Consider the following 14970-nt stretch of genomic DNA (forward strand, 5'->3'; position numbering starts at 1 on the left):
CAGATGACCATTCAAACCCCTGTCGAAGCAAATGAGCGCGTCTATCCGACGCCGAAGGTGCCTGCTATTGCCATCTGCCTTGATGGATGCGAGCCCGAATACCTTGATGTCGCGATTGCGAAAGGGCTGATGCCCAATCTCAAGCGGATACGCGAAGAGGGTACGGACCGACTGGCCCATTCCGTTATCCCGTCCTTCACCAACCCCAACAATCTTTCGATTGCCACCGGGCGCCCTCCGATCGTGCATGGCATCTGCGGCAACTACCTCATCGACCCTGACAGCGGCGAGGAAGTGATGATGAATGATGTCCGCTTCCTGCGTGCGCCGACCATTTTTTCCCAATTCTACGACGCGGGTTTCCGCGTGGCGATGGTAACCGCCAAGGACAAGCTGCGCGCGCTGTTAGGGGCCGGGCTAAAATTTGACGAGGGCAGGGCGGTTGCGTTTTCTTCCGAACGGTCGGGTGAAACGACGCTGGCGGAACATGGCATCGACAACGCCAGCAAATGGCTGGGCATGGACGTCCCCGAGGTCTACTCGGCAGAACTTTCCGAATTTGTCTTTGCCGCTGGCGTCAAGCTGCTGAAAGAGTTCAAGCCCGACGTGATGTATTTGTCGACCACCGACTATATCCAGCACAAGTTTGCACCCGATCAAAAAGGCGCTCTCGATTTCTATGCCATGTTTGACCGGTATCTGGGCGAACTGGATGAATTGGGTGCGGCCATCGTGGTGACCGCGGACCACGGCATGAAGCCAAAGCATTTGGCGGATGGATCCCCCTCGGTGGTGTACGTGCAGGACCTGATGGACGAATGGTTGGGCAAGGATGCGGCGCGGGTCATTCTTCCGATTACCGACCCATACGTCGTGCATCATGGTGCATTGGGGTCTTTTGCAACCGCCTATTTGCCTGACGGAGCAGACCAGGGCGACATCATCCGCAAGCTCAAGGCGACCAGCGGCATCACTCATGTGCTGACCAAGGCCGAGGCGATCGAGCAATTCGAATTGCCGGGTGACCGCATTGGCGACATCGTGATGGTTTCCGGTGAAAACATCTGCATCGGCACGTCCGAGCACCGCCACGATCTGGCAGCACTCAAAGAACCGTTGCGCAGTCATGGTGGTTTGACCGAGCAGGAAGTTCCCTTCATCGTGAACCGTGTCATCGACCTGCCAAACCAACCCGTGCTGCGCAATTTCGATGCCTTCTTCTACGCAACAACAGCGGCGGCACAGTAAGCTATGAAAGATCAGACCATGTCGAAAATCGAAGTACGCAACGAGGGAATGCGGATCGGTGGCGAGATTGTCTTTACCGACGACACCGTTCCCGTTCTCTACCCGTACACAAACGAGGTTGTGGGTCACGTACCAGCCGGTACAGCCGAACATGCGCGCCGGGCGTTCGAGATTGCCGCGAATTACAAACCCAAGCTGACCCGATACGAGCGCAGCCAGATCCTGCAACGGGCGGGCGAGTTGATCGGCGAAAAGCGCGATTATCTTGCGAAATGGCTGACGCTGGAGTTGGGGATCTGTCACCAGCATGCGATCTACGAAACCAAGCGCGCGCAGGACGTGTATCAATTCGCGGCGGCCGAGGCATTGAAGGATGATGGTGAAATCTTCTCCTGCGACCTGACCCACAATGGCAAGGCCCGCAAGATTTTCACCACCCGAGAGCCGGTGAAAGCAATCAGCGCAATCACGCCGTTCAATCACCCGTTGAACATGGTCAGCCACAAGATCGCGCCGTCGATTGCCACCAACAATTGCATGGTTTGCAAACCGACCGAGCTGACGCCGCTGACCGCATTGACACTGGCTGACATACTCTATGAGGCCGGCTTGCCGCCCGAGATGTTCCAGGTCGTGACAGGTTGGCCCGCCGACATTGGCGACGAGATGATCACCAATGAACACATCGATATCATCACCTTCACCGGCGGTGTGCCCGTGGGCAAGATGATTGCCGAAAAAGGTGTCTACAAGCGTCAGGCGCTGGAACTTGGCGGCAACGACCCTCTGATCGTACTGAATGACCTAAGTGAGGCCGATCTAGACAAGGCGGCAGCCATTGCGGTGGCGGGGGCTACCGGAAATTCCGGCCAGCGTTGCACGGCGGTCAAGCGCATTCTCGTGCAGGAAAGCGTGGCCGATACATTCGTGCCGCTGGTTCTTGAGAAGGCCAGGAAGATCAAGTTCGGCGATCCTCAAGACCCGGAAACCGAACTTGGATGCGTGATCCATGACAAGGCCGCCGAGGTTTTTGAAAACCGCGTTTTACAGGCGGAAAAAGAAGGTGCTGAAATTCTGTACCACCCCGGTCGCCAGGGGGCGCTGCTGCCGCCTATCGTGGTCGACAAGGTGCCCCATGACAGCGAGCTGGTGATGGAGGAAACCTTTGGACCCATCGTGCCGATCGTTCGCGTGCCGGACAACGACGAAGAAGTGATGGCAATTTCCAACGGAACCGAGTTCGGCCTGTCTTCGGGTGTCTGCACAAACGATCTGAACCGGGCGATTGCCTTCATCAACGGGTTGAACGTCGGCACCTGCAACATCTGGGAACAGCCGGGTTACCGCATTGAAATGTCGCCCTTTGGCGGCATCAAGGACAGTGGAAACGGGGTGAAGGAAGGCGTCATCGAAGCGATGAAGTTTTTCACCAACGTCAAAACCTATTCGCTGCCGTGGCCTAACTGAGTCTGTTGCCCTTACCCCTTTTGCGGAAAGGGCAACACAGTTCCTCCCTGGTACTGGCGGGCCTTGCGGGGTCTGTATCTTTTGATGACGGCAAAGAGGAGCGGCGATGCCACAAATTGTCCACACTGAAGGGGAATCAAACACGTCCGAGGCGCGCAAGGCGTGGCTGCAAAAGTCGACGGGGCCGAAATCATCGCCATTGCTCAAACGCGATGCGAACGTGTTCCTGCATCAATCTCTGTCCTCACCCTGCGTCAGCACCATTGCAAAGGCCGAAGGGCTCTGGATCGAAGATATCGAGGGCCGCCGGTACATGGACTTCCACGGCAACTCGGTGCACCACATCGGGTATGGCCATCCCCGCTTGGTAGCCGCCATAAAGGCACAGCTTGACGATCTGCCTTTCGCGCCTCGCCGCTTCACCAATGATCCGGCGGTGGAGCTGGCTGAAAAACTGGCAGAGATCGTGCCTGGTGATCTGGGCAAAATGCTCTTTACCACCGGCGGCTCTGACGCCAACGAGGTTGCCCTCAGGATCGCGCGCGCCGCTACGGGTCGGTTCAAAACGATCAGCTTCTGGGATGCTTTCCATGGCGCGGGGTTCGGCGCTGCAAGTGTCGGCGGAGAGGCGACCTTTCGCAGTCACATTGCGGGGCCCCTTTTGTCCGGCACCGAACATGTAGCCCCCTTTGCCTGCTATCGATGCCCGTACAATCATGCGGGCCCCGAAACATGCGGGCTGGCCTGTGCGAAAATGGTGGAATATGTCCTCGAGCGCGAAGGAGATGTGGCGGCGGTCATTGCGGAACCGATGCGCGCCGTGCCCTATGTCCCGCCGCCGGGGTTCTGGAAGACGGTGCGCGAGGCATGCAACCGTCACGGGGCGCTGTTGATCATGGATGAAATCCCGACGGGTCTTGGCAAGACGGGCAGGATGTTCGCCTTTGAACATGACGAGATCATCCCGGACATCGTGACACTTGGGAAGGCGCTTGGCGGCGGCATCCTTCCTATTGCCGCCTGTGTCGCCCGCAAACAGCTGGATGTCTGCGGAGATTATGCCATCGGGCATTACACGCACGAAAAGAACCCGGTCACCGCCCGGGCCGCTTTGACGACGATCCAGATCATCGAAGACGAAGGCCTGGTTCGCCGGTCAGCCGAATTGGGTGAACATGCCATTGGTCGCTTGATGGATGAACTTCAGAACGTTCCGATTGTCGGAGACATCCGGGGACGGGGCCTGATGTTCGGGATCGAAATCGTGGATGATCGCGCCGACAAAACACCGGGAAACGCGTGCGCCGAACGGATCTACTATGCCTGCCTCGAGGCCGGTCTGAGCTATAAGATCAGCCAGGGGTGCGTTCTGACATTGTCACCGCCGCTGACCATCTCGCGTTTGGAGTTGGACCGCGCAATCGACATCGTAATTGCTGCAATCAAGGCCGAGAGTTGACGCCCCTTACCGATCTCGTGTCACAATAGAGGATCAGGGGCCGCGTCCTTCCGGGCGCCCTTGGCCAAGTTCATAGGTGACGGATGTTCCGCCAAAGCGCGGTCAAGTGCTTGCGGTGAAGCTCACAGGAGTTTACGCCTTGTAGGCCAAAAATGGGATGTATCCCTTCCCAATCACGGCCGGTAACATGAATAATACAATGCGCCGCGACAAGCTGGGCCAAAAAGAATAACGGGGTAGAGTATGGCAATTGTCAGCTTCCTTATCAGCCTTGCCGGGGCGACGATGCTGCTGCTTTACGCGGTTCGTATGGTGCGAACCGGGATCGAGCGCAGCTATGGGGCGTCGTTCCAGCGGGTAATGACCCAACAACGCAGCTACCTTCAGGCCTCGGTGGTTGGGTTGACGATGGCGGTCGTGCTGCAAAGCTCGGCGGCCGTTGCTCTGTTGACCTCGGGGTTTGCGGCCAGTGGAATGCTCAGTTTTCCTGCCGGCCTTGCGATTGTTCTTGGCGGCGATCTGGGGTCGGCGCTGATCATCCAGATTCTTTCGTTCCGGCTGGACTGGCTTGTTCCGATGCTGTTGGCGGTTGGGGGGTATCTGTTCGTAAAGACCGACGCCAAAAAAACCCGGCAAATGGGGCGCATCCTGATGGGCGTGGCCTTTATCCTGATCTCGCTTCGGTTCCTTCGCGAGGCGATGGATCCCATTCGGGACAGCGCGTTTCTGCCCGCGGTGGCAGATTATCTGGCGCGCGACTATATCACCGCGTTTCTGGTCGGGGGCGCCTTGGCTTTCGTCATGCATTCCTCGGTGGCGGCCATCCTCATGTGTGTCACCCTTGTGCAGATCGGAGCGATCCCGTTCGCCGCCGGGATGTCTTTGGTGTTTGGCGCGAACTTCGGCTCTGCCTTCATTCCGGTCTGGCTCACCCGTGCCATGCCAGTCCAGGCCCGGCGCATTCCATATGCCAACCTGGCATTGCGTGGCAGTTGGGCTTTGGTGAGTTTGTTTGCCGCCAACATGGCTTTGCGGACCGGGTTGTTAGGAGACCCGCAAGGCGGGCAGATGCTGGTCAATGTGCATGTTTTGTTTAACCTGTCACTGCTGCTTCTGGCCTTGCCATTTTGCGGGAGATTGAAAGTTCTGTTCGAAAGGTTTTTGCCGGATCAGAAGAAGGAACTGGTTCCGCAACCGGCACGACCCGCCAGCGCATTGGACATAGGCAATGTGGCAAATCCCAGCCAGGCCCTGCCAAGCCTCAAACGTGAGCTGCTGCGGATGAGCGACCTTGTCGAAACCATGTTCCGGCCTTGCCTGGAATTGTATCGCAGTGGCGACAAACAACAGATTCGAGCGGTACAAGCCATCGACGAAGACGTGAACAATTGCCTGTCCGGGATCAGGGCATTCGTTTCGGCGATTCCGCCGGATGTATATGATAAAAAGGACGAAAAATCCGCACGCGACTTGATGGAATTCGCAATCCGGCTGGAGACGGCCGGTGATGTCGTAGCCAAGCGCTTGACCGTGTTGGCGGGTGAAATGCGAGCCAAAGGCTCGAGCTTCTCGCAGGAAGGCTGGTCGGAACTTGTTCAGATGCACGAGGGCATTCTGGCTAACATGAAGCTGGCATCAAACGTGCTTATTTCAGACGATCTGGAAAGCGCGCGCCTGCTCAGCCTCGAGAAGACCGAAATCAAACGGGTGGAACGTGAAAGCCGAAAACGACATCTGCGCCGATTGCAGCACGGGTCACGGGAAAGCTTCGAAACCAGTGATATTCATCTTGAGACGTTGCGGGCGTTCCGGGAGTTCAACAGCCATATCGCATCTATTGCTTACCCGGTGCTGTACCAGAATGGCCAGCTTCTCGAGACGCGGCTGATCGACGAAATTGCGAAATAGCCGGAAGGTTCTCTGAATAAAATCTGAAAAAGCAAAGGAATGATGCTACACTTTTGATGACGGCAGCGAACAGGAGCCGGACTCGATGCAAGCACGGGTAAAGAAAACAGGAAGATCGAAACGCGAAGCAACAAAATGGCTTCAGTTTCGAAATTCGGTTTTGCGGCTTTTCGGCGTCGATGGAAGCTTCCGCCCAGAGCGCGGCGCAGAAGGCGGAATCCAAAAGGTCGCGGTCGAAAAGGCAACCACGTTTTACCTGCCTTGAAGCTGAATTGCGCAACGGTTTTTGGGGGCGTTCCCAGACCTGATCCGTGAAAAATTCTATGAACATCAATTCCGTGGAGTTTGGCGGGCCAAATCGTAGCTTCGGAACATGTTCGAGTGAATCTTTCGCTTGGTGCGTTCAAAGCTTTGCAACAAAGCCCACACCAGACGGCAAGTCCCACCCGGGGAACCGATCTCAACAGGAAGGAATGGGCAGGGCGTTGCTGCGTTTGATTTCGCGCAGAACGACATTTGTTTGCGCGCTTTCCACCGCCGGCAGGCGAAACAGGAATTCTTCAAGAAAAACGTTGTAAGCCCCGATATCCTTGCAGATCACCCGCATGTGGTAATCTGCCTGCCCGGTCGTTGCGTAGCATTCCATGACTTCCGGGCGCTTTTCGATCGCTGCAATGAAGCGTTCAAGATGTTCCGGATTGTGCCGGGTCAGATGAACATGCACCAGGGCCTGAAACGAAAGCCCGGCGCGTTCAGGCGACAATTCGGCACGGTACTGCGAAATCAGGCCGGCCTCTTCAAACACGCGGATTCGACGCCAGCAAGCAGAGGATGACATGCCCACCCGTTCTGCAAGGTCAGCATTTGAGATGCGGCAATCCTTTTGAAGCAGCGCGAGAAGTTGGCAGTCACGTGAGTCGAGAAGCATCCGAGAAAAATACCCCATTACGTGACAAAATAAGAGAGGATTTTTCAAAAATACCCGGAAATGGCGGGAAGCTAGAACAGATTCCTCAAAGGAGTCCGGTAAAATACCCAGAAAAGGCGAGGCATCCATGACTGACCAGTCCCTGAAATTCGATACTTACGCCCTGTCGGACCGATACAAAGCCTCAGAGGGTCGTGTTTTCCTGACGGGAACGCAAGCTCTGGTGCGCATCATGTTGGACCAGGCCCGCAGGGACGCAGCAGCGGGAAACAACACGGCCGGGTTCATCTCCGGATATCGGGGGTCTCCTCTTGGTGGTTTGGATCTGGAGCTGTGGCGAGCGAAAGAGGAAACCGAGGCGGCCAGGATCACATTCATGCCGGCCGTAAACGAAGACCTCGGCGCCACAGCGGTTCTTGGTGCCCAGCAGGCCTCGCTTGATCCCGATTGTGAAGTCGAGGGCGTGTTTTCGATGTGGTACGGGAAGGGCCCCGGAGTTGACCGTTCAGGGGACGCGTTGCGCCATGGCAATGCCTATGGCTCGTCGCCGAAGGGCGGGGTTCTGGTTGTCGCGGGTGACGATCATGGCTGCGTGTCTTCTTCAATGCCGCATCAGTCCGACGTCGCCTTCATGACCTGGTTCATGCCAACGCTGAACCCTGCCAACGTGGCTGAATACCTGGAGTTCGGTGAATACGGGATCGCGCTGAGCCGATACTCGGGCACCTGGGTCGGGTTCAAGGCGATTTCGGAAACCGTGGAAAGCGGGCAATCCGTGCGGTTGAAGCCGGACCGTAAATTTACCTTGCCGGAAATAGATCTGCCGCCGGGCGGCTTGCACGTGCGCAGCGCCGATTTGCCAAGCCCGGCCATCGAGACGCGGATCGAACACAAGTTGCGGGCAGTCGAGGCTTTTGTCGAGGCGAACCCGATCGACCGGCGCATCTATGACATCAAGGATGCCCCATTCGGGATTGTCACAACGGGCAAAAGCCATCTGGACCTGATGGAAGTGCTGCGTCTTCTGGGGCTCGACGAAAGCGGATGCCGCCGTTTGGGCATCGACATCTACAAGGTGGGGATGGTTTGGCCTTTGGCGCGGCGCGATGCGTTGTCTTTCGTCCGTGGCAAAAAAGAGGTGCTGGTCGTCGAGGAAAAACGCGGGATCATCGAAAGCCAGTTCAAGGAATATTTCTATGACTGGCCGGGGGACAAACCCGAAAAGATGGTCGGAAAACACCGCGCAGCGGGCGATCCGTTGATTCCCTGGACCGGAGAGTTGAGTCCGTTGAACCTGATTCCGGTCGTTGCAGAGCGACTCGACCGTTTTTTCCCGGAAGAGGGATTTCTGGAAAAGGCGAAGGCGCTGACGGACGAACCGCCATCCGTTCTGAATGTTCCGGGTGCGGTCAGGGCTCCGTATTTTTGCTCGGGTTGTCCCCACAACACATCCACCAAAATCCCGGATGGAAGCACGGCTGCGTCAGGCATCGGCTGTCACGTGATGGCAAGTTGGATGAACCGCAACACGGTCGGTTATGCGCAGATGGGGGGCGAAGGTGTGCCGCATGTTGTTGCCTCGAAATACAATGGCAACAAACATATCTTTCAAAACCTTGGCGAGGGCACCTGGTATCATTCCGGGTCGCTTGCCATTCGCCAGGCCGTGGCGGCGGGTACGAACATCACCTACAAGATCCTGTACAATGACGCAGTGGCAATGACGGGGGGGCAGCCTGTTGATGGCCCTATCAGCGTTTCCGGGATCGCCCAGACTTGTCGCGCGGAAGGTGTCGACCGGATCGCGTTGGTTTCAGACGATATAACGAAGTTCGATTCCAGCGATTTTCCGGTACGAACGAGCTTTCACCCCCGGGAAGAGATGGATGCCGTGCAGCGTGAGCTGCGTGACATCCAAGGTGTGACGGTTTTGATCTACGAGCAGACCTGTGCCACCGAGAAACGTCGTCGCCGCAAGCGTGGAAAAACAGAAGACCCCAAGCGGTTTGCTTTCATCAACCCCGCGGTGTGCGAAGGCTGCGGCGATTGCTCTGTCGAAAGCAACTGTCTGAGTATCGAACCCTTGGAAACCCCATTGGGCCGCAAGCGAAAGGTCAACCTGAACTCGTGCAACAAGGACTTTTCCTGCCTGAACGGGTTTTGCCCCAGTTTCATTACCGTGGAAGGGGCGGTGCGGCGAAAGGAACCCAGGCAGAAACTGGATATCCCGTCGCTTCTTGCCAAGGTTCCCGACCCGCAGCTTCCTGACCTGCACGCGCCGTACGATCTTTTGGTCGGTGGGGTCGGCGGCACCGGTGTCGTAACGGTGGGCGCCGTTCTGACGATGGCGGCGCATTTGGAAGGCAAAGGCGCCAGCGTGCTGGATTTCACCGGGTTCGCCCAGAAATTCGGTACGGTTGTCGGCTATGTTCGCATTGCCCGCACGCCCGAAGAAATCAATCAGGTCCGAATTGAGGCCAAAAGCGCCGTCGCCGTCATTGGGTGTGACGTGGTCGTGTCTTCGGCGCCCAAAGCCTCGGTTCACTATCGCAAGGGCACAAAAGTCGTACTGAACCGTGCGGAAATGCCAACAGGCGACCTTGTTTTGCACCGCGATGCCCAGCTCAAGGTCGACGAACGAGAAGCGCTGATACGCCGGACCGTCGGCGAAGAAAATGTCTTCGCGTTGGATGCAAACCAGTTGGCCGTGGATTTGCTGGGGGATTCGGTCTTTGCCAATACCTTGCTGTTTGGAGTCGCGTGGCAGCTGGGGAACATTCCGATCAGTGAGGTTGCAATCAAACAGGCGATCAAGCTCAATGGAACCGCGATCGAGGCCAACATCATGGCCTTTGATCTGGGGCGGGTGATCGCTGCAAACCCGCAGATGCTGAATGCGAAGGAGAAGAGCTATTCGCAAGAAACATCGCAGCAGATAATCGATTACCGGTCCGATGAATTGGCGACCTATCACGATGACGCTTATGCGCAACAGTACCGGGATCGCCTGACCCGTCTGTCAGCAGCACTGCCTGACCAGATACGCGAGGAAGCGCTTTCGCTTGCGGCAAAATCCCTGTTTCGCCTCATGGCAATCAAGGACGAATACGAGGTTGCTCGGTTGCTGACATCGCAACAATTCGAGAAACAATTGCGGTCCGAGTTCGAAGGGGATTTTCGGATCAAATACCACCTCGCGCCACCGGTTCTGAGCGGTCGCAAGGATGCACGCGGGCGACCGCGCAAGCGAAGCTACGGTGGTTGGATGACCCCCGTTCTGAGGCTCCTTTCGCGTGCACGCAGGCTTCGCGGCGGCTGGCTTGATCCATTCCGGTTATCAAGGGACCGCAAGCTTGAAAACGAAACCCTGGCCTGGTTTTTGGCTGTCTTGGATCGCATCGAAGAAGTCAGCCCCGAGCTGGAGGCGGAAACCTGCCTGAAGATCCTGTCAGCGCCGCTGGATATCCGCGGTTTTGGCCCGGTGCGCGAAGCGGCAACACAAACCGTACGTACAGATGTAGATGCCATGCTGAACGTGATCGGAGAACAGCGAAGGGATGCGCAGGGCGCCGCTTCTCACAAGGTTTGATTGTTCTTTCGGGAAACTGTCTGGAAACGCGGATTGTACGCGGGGCTGAACGGATCTGAACCCCCTTACGCTCCGGTGTAATGGACTGCTGTCTGAAACGGTCCGGTTTGCGTTCGGGCTTCACCGGCAGCGGCGCGACGCCGCCATCGGACAGACAGATTTGGGTAACCCTTTGTCACGGGCATTGCGTTGGCAGAGGCCGTCTTGCTCTGGGTGGACGAGCAAGGGACTTGTAAGTGTTTTTTGCCCAGCCGGCTTTCATTGTCTCCGACCCTTGTGATCAGACCCGTGCTTTTTCAAAGGCGGCCCAGGCGGTTTCGAATGCTTCGAAATCAAACGCGGGCTCGCGGGCTGCGTCCAGAACAATACGTTCTGTCGCCAAAAGCTTATGGATTGCAGCTTCCAATTGATCAACGACATCATTCGGTATGACCAATGCGCCATGACGATCGGCGTGAACAAGATCACCGGGGTCAACTGTCAGACCAAAAATCGAAACCTGAGTGTCAATCTCGCGGACGTGGACGAAACCATGGCTCGGTCCGATGGAACCAGCGACAACCGGGAACCCTGAGGGCAAATCCCCGAGATCCCGCATGACACCGTTGGTCAGAGCGCCAGACATGCCGAAACCCTTGTGAACCGTCGTATTGATCTCACCCCAATAAGCGCCGATGCAATCGGGATAATCCAGATCCTCGATCACGGCGATTGAAGGGCCGGGTGCCTCGGCCATGTACTTGTAATAGGCCATACGTCGGGCTTTGATGACGTCGGGCGGCTCGGTCGGGGGATTGACCGCAGCAATTTTGGCGGTGCGCGCATAGCCGACGATGGCAGGCCCTTCGGGGGCCGAGCTTAGCATGGTGCCACGCGTGAACCTGTCGAATCCGCGCCTGCCCTGTGCCACCTCGATGGCATTGCAGACAGTTGGCGTATCGACTTTGCGAAGCAAAGACAAAAGGGACGGTGTCATGTGTCCTCCAGCCAGCGGGACAGCGCCGCTGTTGTTTTTTCAGGTTGTTCCAATGTCGGGAGATGGCCCGCGTCGCCGATGATCTCAAGCGCGCTTCGTGGCAGCAGATCATGCATAAGTCGGTGGCGTTCAACTGGGCAAAGCCGGTCTTCACGTCCGCACAAGACCAGAGCCTTTCCGGTATAAGCCGTCAGCGTCTCGCTTTGGTCCGGTCGGTTCATAAGCGCCTTGGACTGACGTATGAAAACGTCAGGGCCCAGGTCGGTGGCCATTGCCATGCACAGATCCAGAATCGCCCCCCGGTTCGGTCCGTCAGCCAGATAACCGGGCTTCATCTCGTCACGCATCACGGTCCTCATCTGACCGTTGCGAACGGCGGATATCTGCGGCGTGCGACGCGCTTTTACCTCTGGCTTTTCTGCCATTGGATTGGTGTCAAGCAAGGCCAGACGCGAAACACGTTCGGGGGCTTGGCGCGTTACCTCCATGGCCACGATACCCCCCATGGACAGCCCGGCCAGCGCGAAGACCGGCGGCGCATTTCCAAGGATATCCTGGGCCATGGCCTCTATGCTGTCGTGATGAGACAACGGAAAGGTCATCACGGGCATTCTGCCCGACAGAGCATTGATCTGGGGGCCAAAAAGCCGGGCATCACACATCATGCCCGGCAACAAGATCAGAGGTTTCATGCCGAAGCCAGCTTTGCCCCTTCGGACAACGCCGCCAGCTTGGCATAGGCGATCTGGGGATCGACGGCGCCGAAACCCGCAAAAGTGCCAAAGCCGCAATCGCTGCCCGCGATCACCCGGTCCGGTCCCACGATTTCCGTGAACCGGTCAATCCGTTGGGCCACAAGTTCGGGATGTTCGACGAAATTGGTCGTGGTGTCGACCACGCCGGGCACCAGAACCTTGTCATCGGGAATCTCGGCCTTGCGGTCCCGGAAGACAGTCCATTCATGGGCATGCCGCGGATTGGACGTTTCGAACAGGACATAGCGCGACTTGGTCGCCATCAGGGTGCTGAAGACCTTGTCCATGGCGATGTCGCAGCAATGCGGGCCTTCGTAGTTGCCCCAGCAAATATGTACCCGTACCCGATCCTGCGGGACGTTCTGAAGCGCGTGGTTCAGGGCCTCGACATGCATGTCGGCAATCTTGATGAACGCCTCATCCGACAGGTCGGTGAACAGCATGTGGCGCGACAGGGCAAGATCGGGGCAATCCAGTTGCAGGTCCAACCCGGCGGCGAAGATGGTTTCGTATTCGTCCTTCATCGCGTCGGCCAACGCTGCCAGATAAGCCTCTCGCGTAGGGTAGAAATCATTCTGCAAAAACAACGAGATCACTCCGGGAGACGCGGCATTCATGAAACCGCGCTCGGCCCCGTGTTGAGCCATGGCCGCTTTGAGATTGGCGATGTCCTTTTGTAACTCACCTTGCCCTTTTGATCGCACCTCACCCGTGCACATCGGCCTTGCGTATTGTGGGGTACCGCCGTCATCGGCCAGTCTTTGCAGAAAGCCGGGGAACATCTTCAAGTCTGCCGGCGCGTTACGAGGGCTGTCGCCCGAAAACCCGGTGTAGCGATCTTTGACATAGGTCGCATAGGAGATTTTCGAAGTTTCGCCGTCGCTGACGATATCAACACCGGCTTCGACCTGTTTGCGCACCGTTTCGGCCACGGCGTTGGCCATGCAGGTATCAAAGGCGCCTGTGTCATAAGGTTCGCCGTTTTCGCGGGCAAAAATAAAATCCACGACGTCCTGCGTTCGGGGCAGAGAGCCAACATGTGTTGTTTTTACGGTCATGGGGACCTCCTTAAATTTTTCGTGCCATCAGGATCGTGTGGCTTTGGGCCTCTGGATCTTCGGCCAGGTATCCGGTCATTTGCAGCCCGTTTTTCTCAAGACACCCGGCGTAACCGGCCGGGGACAGCGAGGCGTGGTAGACAAGCTCTGATCCCACTGTGCCGCTGACCTCTCCGGCACGAGGTCCGACGGTCAGCATGAGCATTCCCTTGGGTCGCAAATGGCGCGCCATCCGGGCGATACAGTCTTTCTGCTCGTCCGCCGTAAGGTGGAAAAAGCTGTTCCAGGCAATGATGCCGTCGAACTGTTGATCCAGTTCAAAACTCCGCATATCCGCGTTGCGCCAGTCGCCATCGGGCCAACGGTCGCGGGCAATGGCAAGCATGGCGTCGGAAAAATCGATACCCGTGACGTCAAACCCTTCGGCCATGAACCAACGGGCAATCGGGTCGCCCGAACCACAGCCCAGGTCCAATACGCGGTCACCCGGCTTCAGGCTGGCCGTGAAGCGCGCCAACCAGCGCGCTTCGAACAGGGCCTTGGAACGGCGCCTGTCATATTCGGTCGCCTGCCGTTCATAAACGGCGTGGGTGTCATTCGGGTCCGCGTTCATCCTGTCCAGGTCGCTCCTGCCGGGTCATCGGTTGCGGTGATGCGGTACAGGCCCGCCTGTCCGGTCATAGATGGCTGAATACCATAGGTTTCGCCGGGAAGAACCAAGGCCGTGTCGCCCACCGAGATCGAGGTTTCGTACCCGTCGATCGAAACACGCCAGTGACCGCTGGCCGGCATCAGAACCACTGGTTTCTCGGCAGCGATCGGTTGGGTCACTGCGGATCCGCGCCCCAGAAAATCGACCTCGAATCCGGGTTTGTCCTTGATCAACGCGTTTTCGCCAATCACCTTTGCGGGCTTTTTGGCCGACAACGCCATTAGATCCCAATACCGCGCAACGTATTTGCCGACCACATCTTCGACAGGAACTTCGGGATAGCTTTTCAGCTGTTCTTCGGTCAGCAAAGGCATCGGGCGGACATTGTGGGGCAGTTCCTGGCCCAGTTTGGAGTCGTACAGAACGCCATTGTCGCCCAGCATCAGACCATGTGCCTGCGCATCTTCGATCACCTGAGGCGCCCAGGTGACGCCGCCACCCGCATCGTCTCCGCCCAGGATCGACATGATCATTCCGTAATCCTGGCCGACATTCTCAAAGCCCCGGAAAATACCCGTTGGAATGTTGAAGATGTCTCCTTCCTCGGCGATGAATTCCCCGGCCGTACCATAGCGGCCCCAGAAAAACCGCCAACGACCCTTGGCAACGAAAAAGACCTCGGCGGTGGTGTGGCTGTGCAGTGAGTTGCGGCATTTCGGCGGCTGCCCGGCCGCTCCGATGTTGAATCCGATCTTGTCCGTGATGTGGACATGCTGGTCCGGAGATTCCGAGACGCCGCCGCCGATTATCGTGAAGTTCTCTTTCTGGTCGCTGCCGGGAGTATGGGCATCGATAAAAGCGGTTTTACAAGGTTGAAGCTCGCCATAGCGGACTATGCGGGAAGGGATGGATGATTTTGTCATGACGTAC

General features: G+C 57.3%; 11 protein-coding genes. 5 read left to right on the top strand and 6 right to left on the bottom strand.

Annotation, left to right across the window (positions count from 1 at the left end):
* The first annotated feature begins 3 nt into the window (after window positions 1-3).
* From phnA to GOW56_RS11360, 4 genes are all read left to right on the top strand, one after another.
* On the top strand, window positions 4-1248 hold the full coding sequence (phnA, locus tag GOW56_RS11345) for a phosphonoacetate hydrolase (RefSeq protein ID WP_152460092.1): 1245 nt from the start codon (window positions 4-6) through the stop codon (window positions 1246-1248).
* 3 nt (window positions 1249-1251) lie between these two features.
* Entirely contained in the window at window positions 1252-2715 is a 1464-nt protein-coding gene (gene phnY, locus GOW56_RS11350; protein ID WP_254447206.1) for a phosphonoacetaldehyde dehydrogenase, read from the top strand.
* A gap of 106 nt (window positions 2716-2821) precedes the next feature.
* The gene (locus GOW56_RS11355; protein ID WP_171205933.1) at window positions 2822-4174 is read left to right on the top strand and encodes an aspartate aminotransferase family protein; all 1353 of its coding nucleotides are present in this window, start codon (window positions 2822-2824) and stop codon (window positions 4172-4174) included.
* A gap of 243 nt (window positions 4175-4417) precedes the next feature.
* Entirely contained in the window at window positions 4418-6082 is a 1665-nt protein-coding gene (locus tag GOW56_RS11360; RefSeq protein ID WP_171205934.1) for a Na/Pi cotransporter family protein, read from the top strand.
* A 460-nt stretch (window positions 6083-6542) separates the two neighbouring features.
* On the opposite strand, the gene GOW56_RS11365 is transcribed toward GOW56_RS11360, so the two are convergent.
* On the bottom strand, window positions 6543-7010 hold the full coding sequence (locus GOW56_RS11365) for an Lrp/AsnC family transcriptional regulator (RefSeq protein WP_171205982.1): 468 nt from the start codon (window positions 7008-7010) through the stop codon (window positions 6543-6545).
* A gap of 127 nt (window positions 7011-7137) precedes the next feature.
* Between GOW56_RS11365 and GOW56_RS11370 the strand changes: the two genes are divergently transcribed.
* Entirely contained in the window at window positions 7138-10599 is a 3462-nt protein-coding gene (locus GOW56_RS11370; protein WP_171205935.1) for an indolepyruvate ferredoxin oxidoreductase family protein, read from the top strand.
* Between the two features lie 280 nt (window positions 10600-10879).
* Here the strand turns inward: GOW56_RS11370 and GOW56_RS11375 are convergent, their stop codons facing one another.
* From GOW56_RS11375 to GOW56_RS11395, 5 genes are read right to left on the bottom strand one after another with little or no spacing between them, the layout of a single operon-like run.
* Window positions 10880-11575 carry an RraA family protein gene (locus GOW56_RS11375; RefSeq protein ID WP_171170220.1) on the bottom strand — a complete coding sequence of 232 codons (696 nt, stop codon included), beginning with the start codon at window positions 11573-11575 and terminating at the stop codon, window positions 10880-10882.
* On the bottom strand, window positions 11572-12267 hold the full coding sequence (locus GOW56_RS11380; RefSeq protein WP_171205936.1) for an alpha/beta fold hydrolase: 696 nt from the start codon (window positions 12265-12267) through the stop codon (window positions 11572-11574). The genes GOW56_RS11375 and GOW56_RS11380 overlap by 4 nt, the downstream gene beginning before the upstream one ends.
* Window positions 12264-13388: a cobalamin-independent methionine synthase II family protein gene (locus tag GOW56_RS11385; protein WP_171205937.1), complete on the bottom strand. Its 1125-nt coding sequence runs from the start codon at window positions 13386-13388 to the stop codon at window positions 12264-12266. The genes GOW56_RS11380 and GOW56_RS11385 overlap by 4 nt, the downstream gene beginning before the upstream one ends.
* Before the next feature lie 10 nt (window positions 13389-13398).
* Entirely contained in the window at window positions 13399-14001 is a 603-nt protein-coding gene (locus tag GOW56_RS11390; RefSeq protein WP_171118386.1) for a trans-aconitate 2-methyltransferase, read from the bottom strand.
* Window positions 13998-14963: a cupin gene (locus GOW56_RS11395; protein ID WP_171205938.1), complete on the bottom strand. Its 966-nt coding sequence runs from the start codon at window positions 14961-14963 to the stop codon at window positions 13998-14000. The genes GOW56_RS11390 and GOW56_RS11395 overlap by 4 nt, the downstream gene beginning before the upstream one ends.
* Between the last annotated feature and the right edge of the window lie 7 nt (window positions 14964-14970).

Origin of the sequence: Ruegeria sp. HKCCA0235A (assembly GCF_013033235.1) — a bacterium.
Lineage (GTDB): Bacteria > Pseudomonadota > Alphaproteobacteria > Rhodobacterales > Rhodobacteraceae > Ruegeria.

Bases quoted from the DNA above. Each gene is read 5' to 3' on its own strand.
- GOW56_RS11360 (WP_171205934.1), top strand. From the start codon at position 4,418: ATGGCAATTGTCAGCTTCCTTATCAGCCTTGCCGGGGCGACGATGCTG.
- GOW56_RS11370 (WP_171205935.1), top strand. From the start codon at position 7,138: ATGACTGACCAGTCCCTGAAATTCGATACTTACGCCCTGTCGGACCGA.
- GOW56_RS11385 (WP_171205937.1), bottom strand. From the start codon at position 13,388: ATGACCGTAAAAACAACACATGTTGGCTCTCTGCCCCGAACGCAGGAC.
- GOW56_RS11365 (WP_171205982.1), bottom strand. From the start codon at position 7,010: ATGCTTCTCGACTCACGTGACTGCCAACTTCTCGCGCTGCTTCAAAAG.
- GOW56_RS11395 (WP_171205938.1), bottom strand. From the start codon at position 14,963: ATGACAAAATCATCCATCCCTTCCCGCATAGTCCGCTATGGCGAGCTT.
- GOW56_RS11355 (WP_171205933.1), top strand. From the start codon at position 2,822: ATGCCACAAATTGTCCACACTGAAGGGGAATCAAACACGTCCGAGGCG.
- phnA (WP_152460092.1), top strand. From the start codon at position 4: ATGACCATTCAAACCCCTGTCGAAGCAAATGAGCGCGTCTATCCGACG.
- GOW56_RS11375 (WP_171170220.1), bottom strand. From the start codon at position 11,575: ATGACACCGTCCCTTTTGTCTTTGCTTCGCAAAGTCGATACGCCAACT.
- GOW56_RS11390 (WP_171118386.1), bottom strand. From the start codon at position 14,001: ATGAACGCGGACCCGAATGACACCCACGCCGTTTATGAACGGCAGGCG.
- phnY (WP_254447206.1), top strand. From the start codon at position 1,252: ATGAAAGATCAGACCATGTCGAAAATCGAAGTACGCAACGAGGGAATG.
- GOW56_RS11380 (WP_171205936.1), bottom strand. From the start codon at position 12,267: ATGAAACCTCTGATCTTGTTGCCGGGCATGATGTGTGATGCCCGGCTT.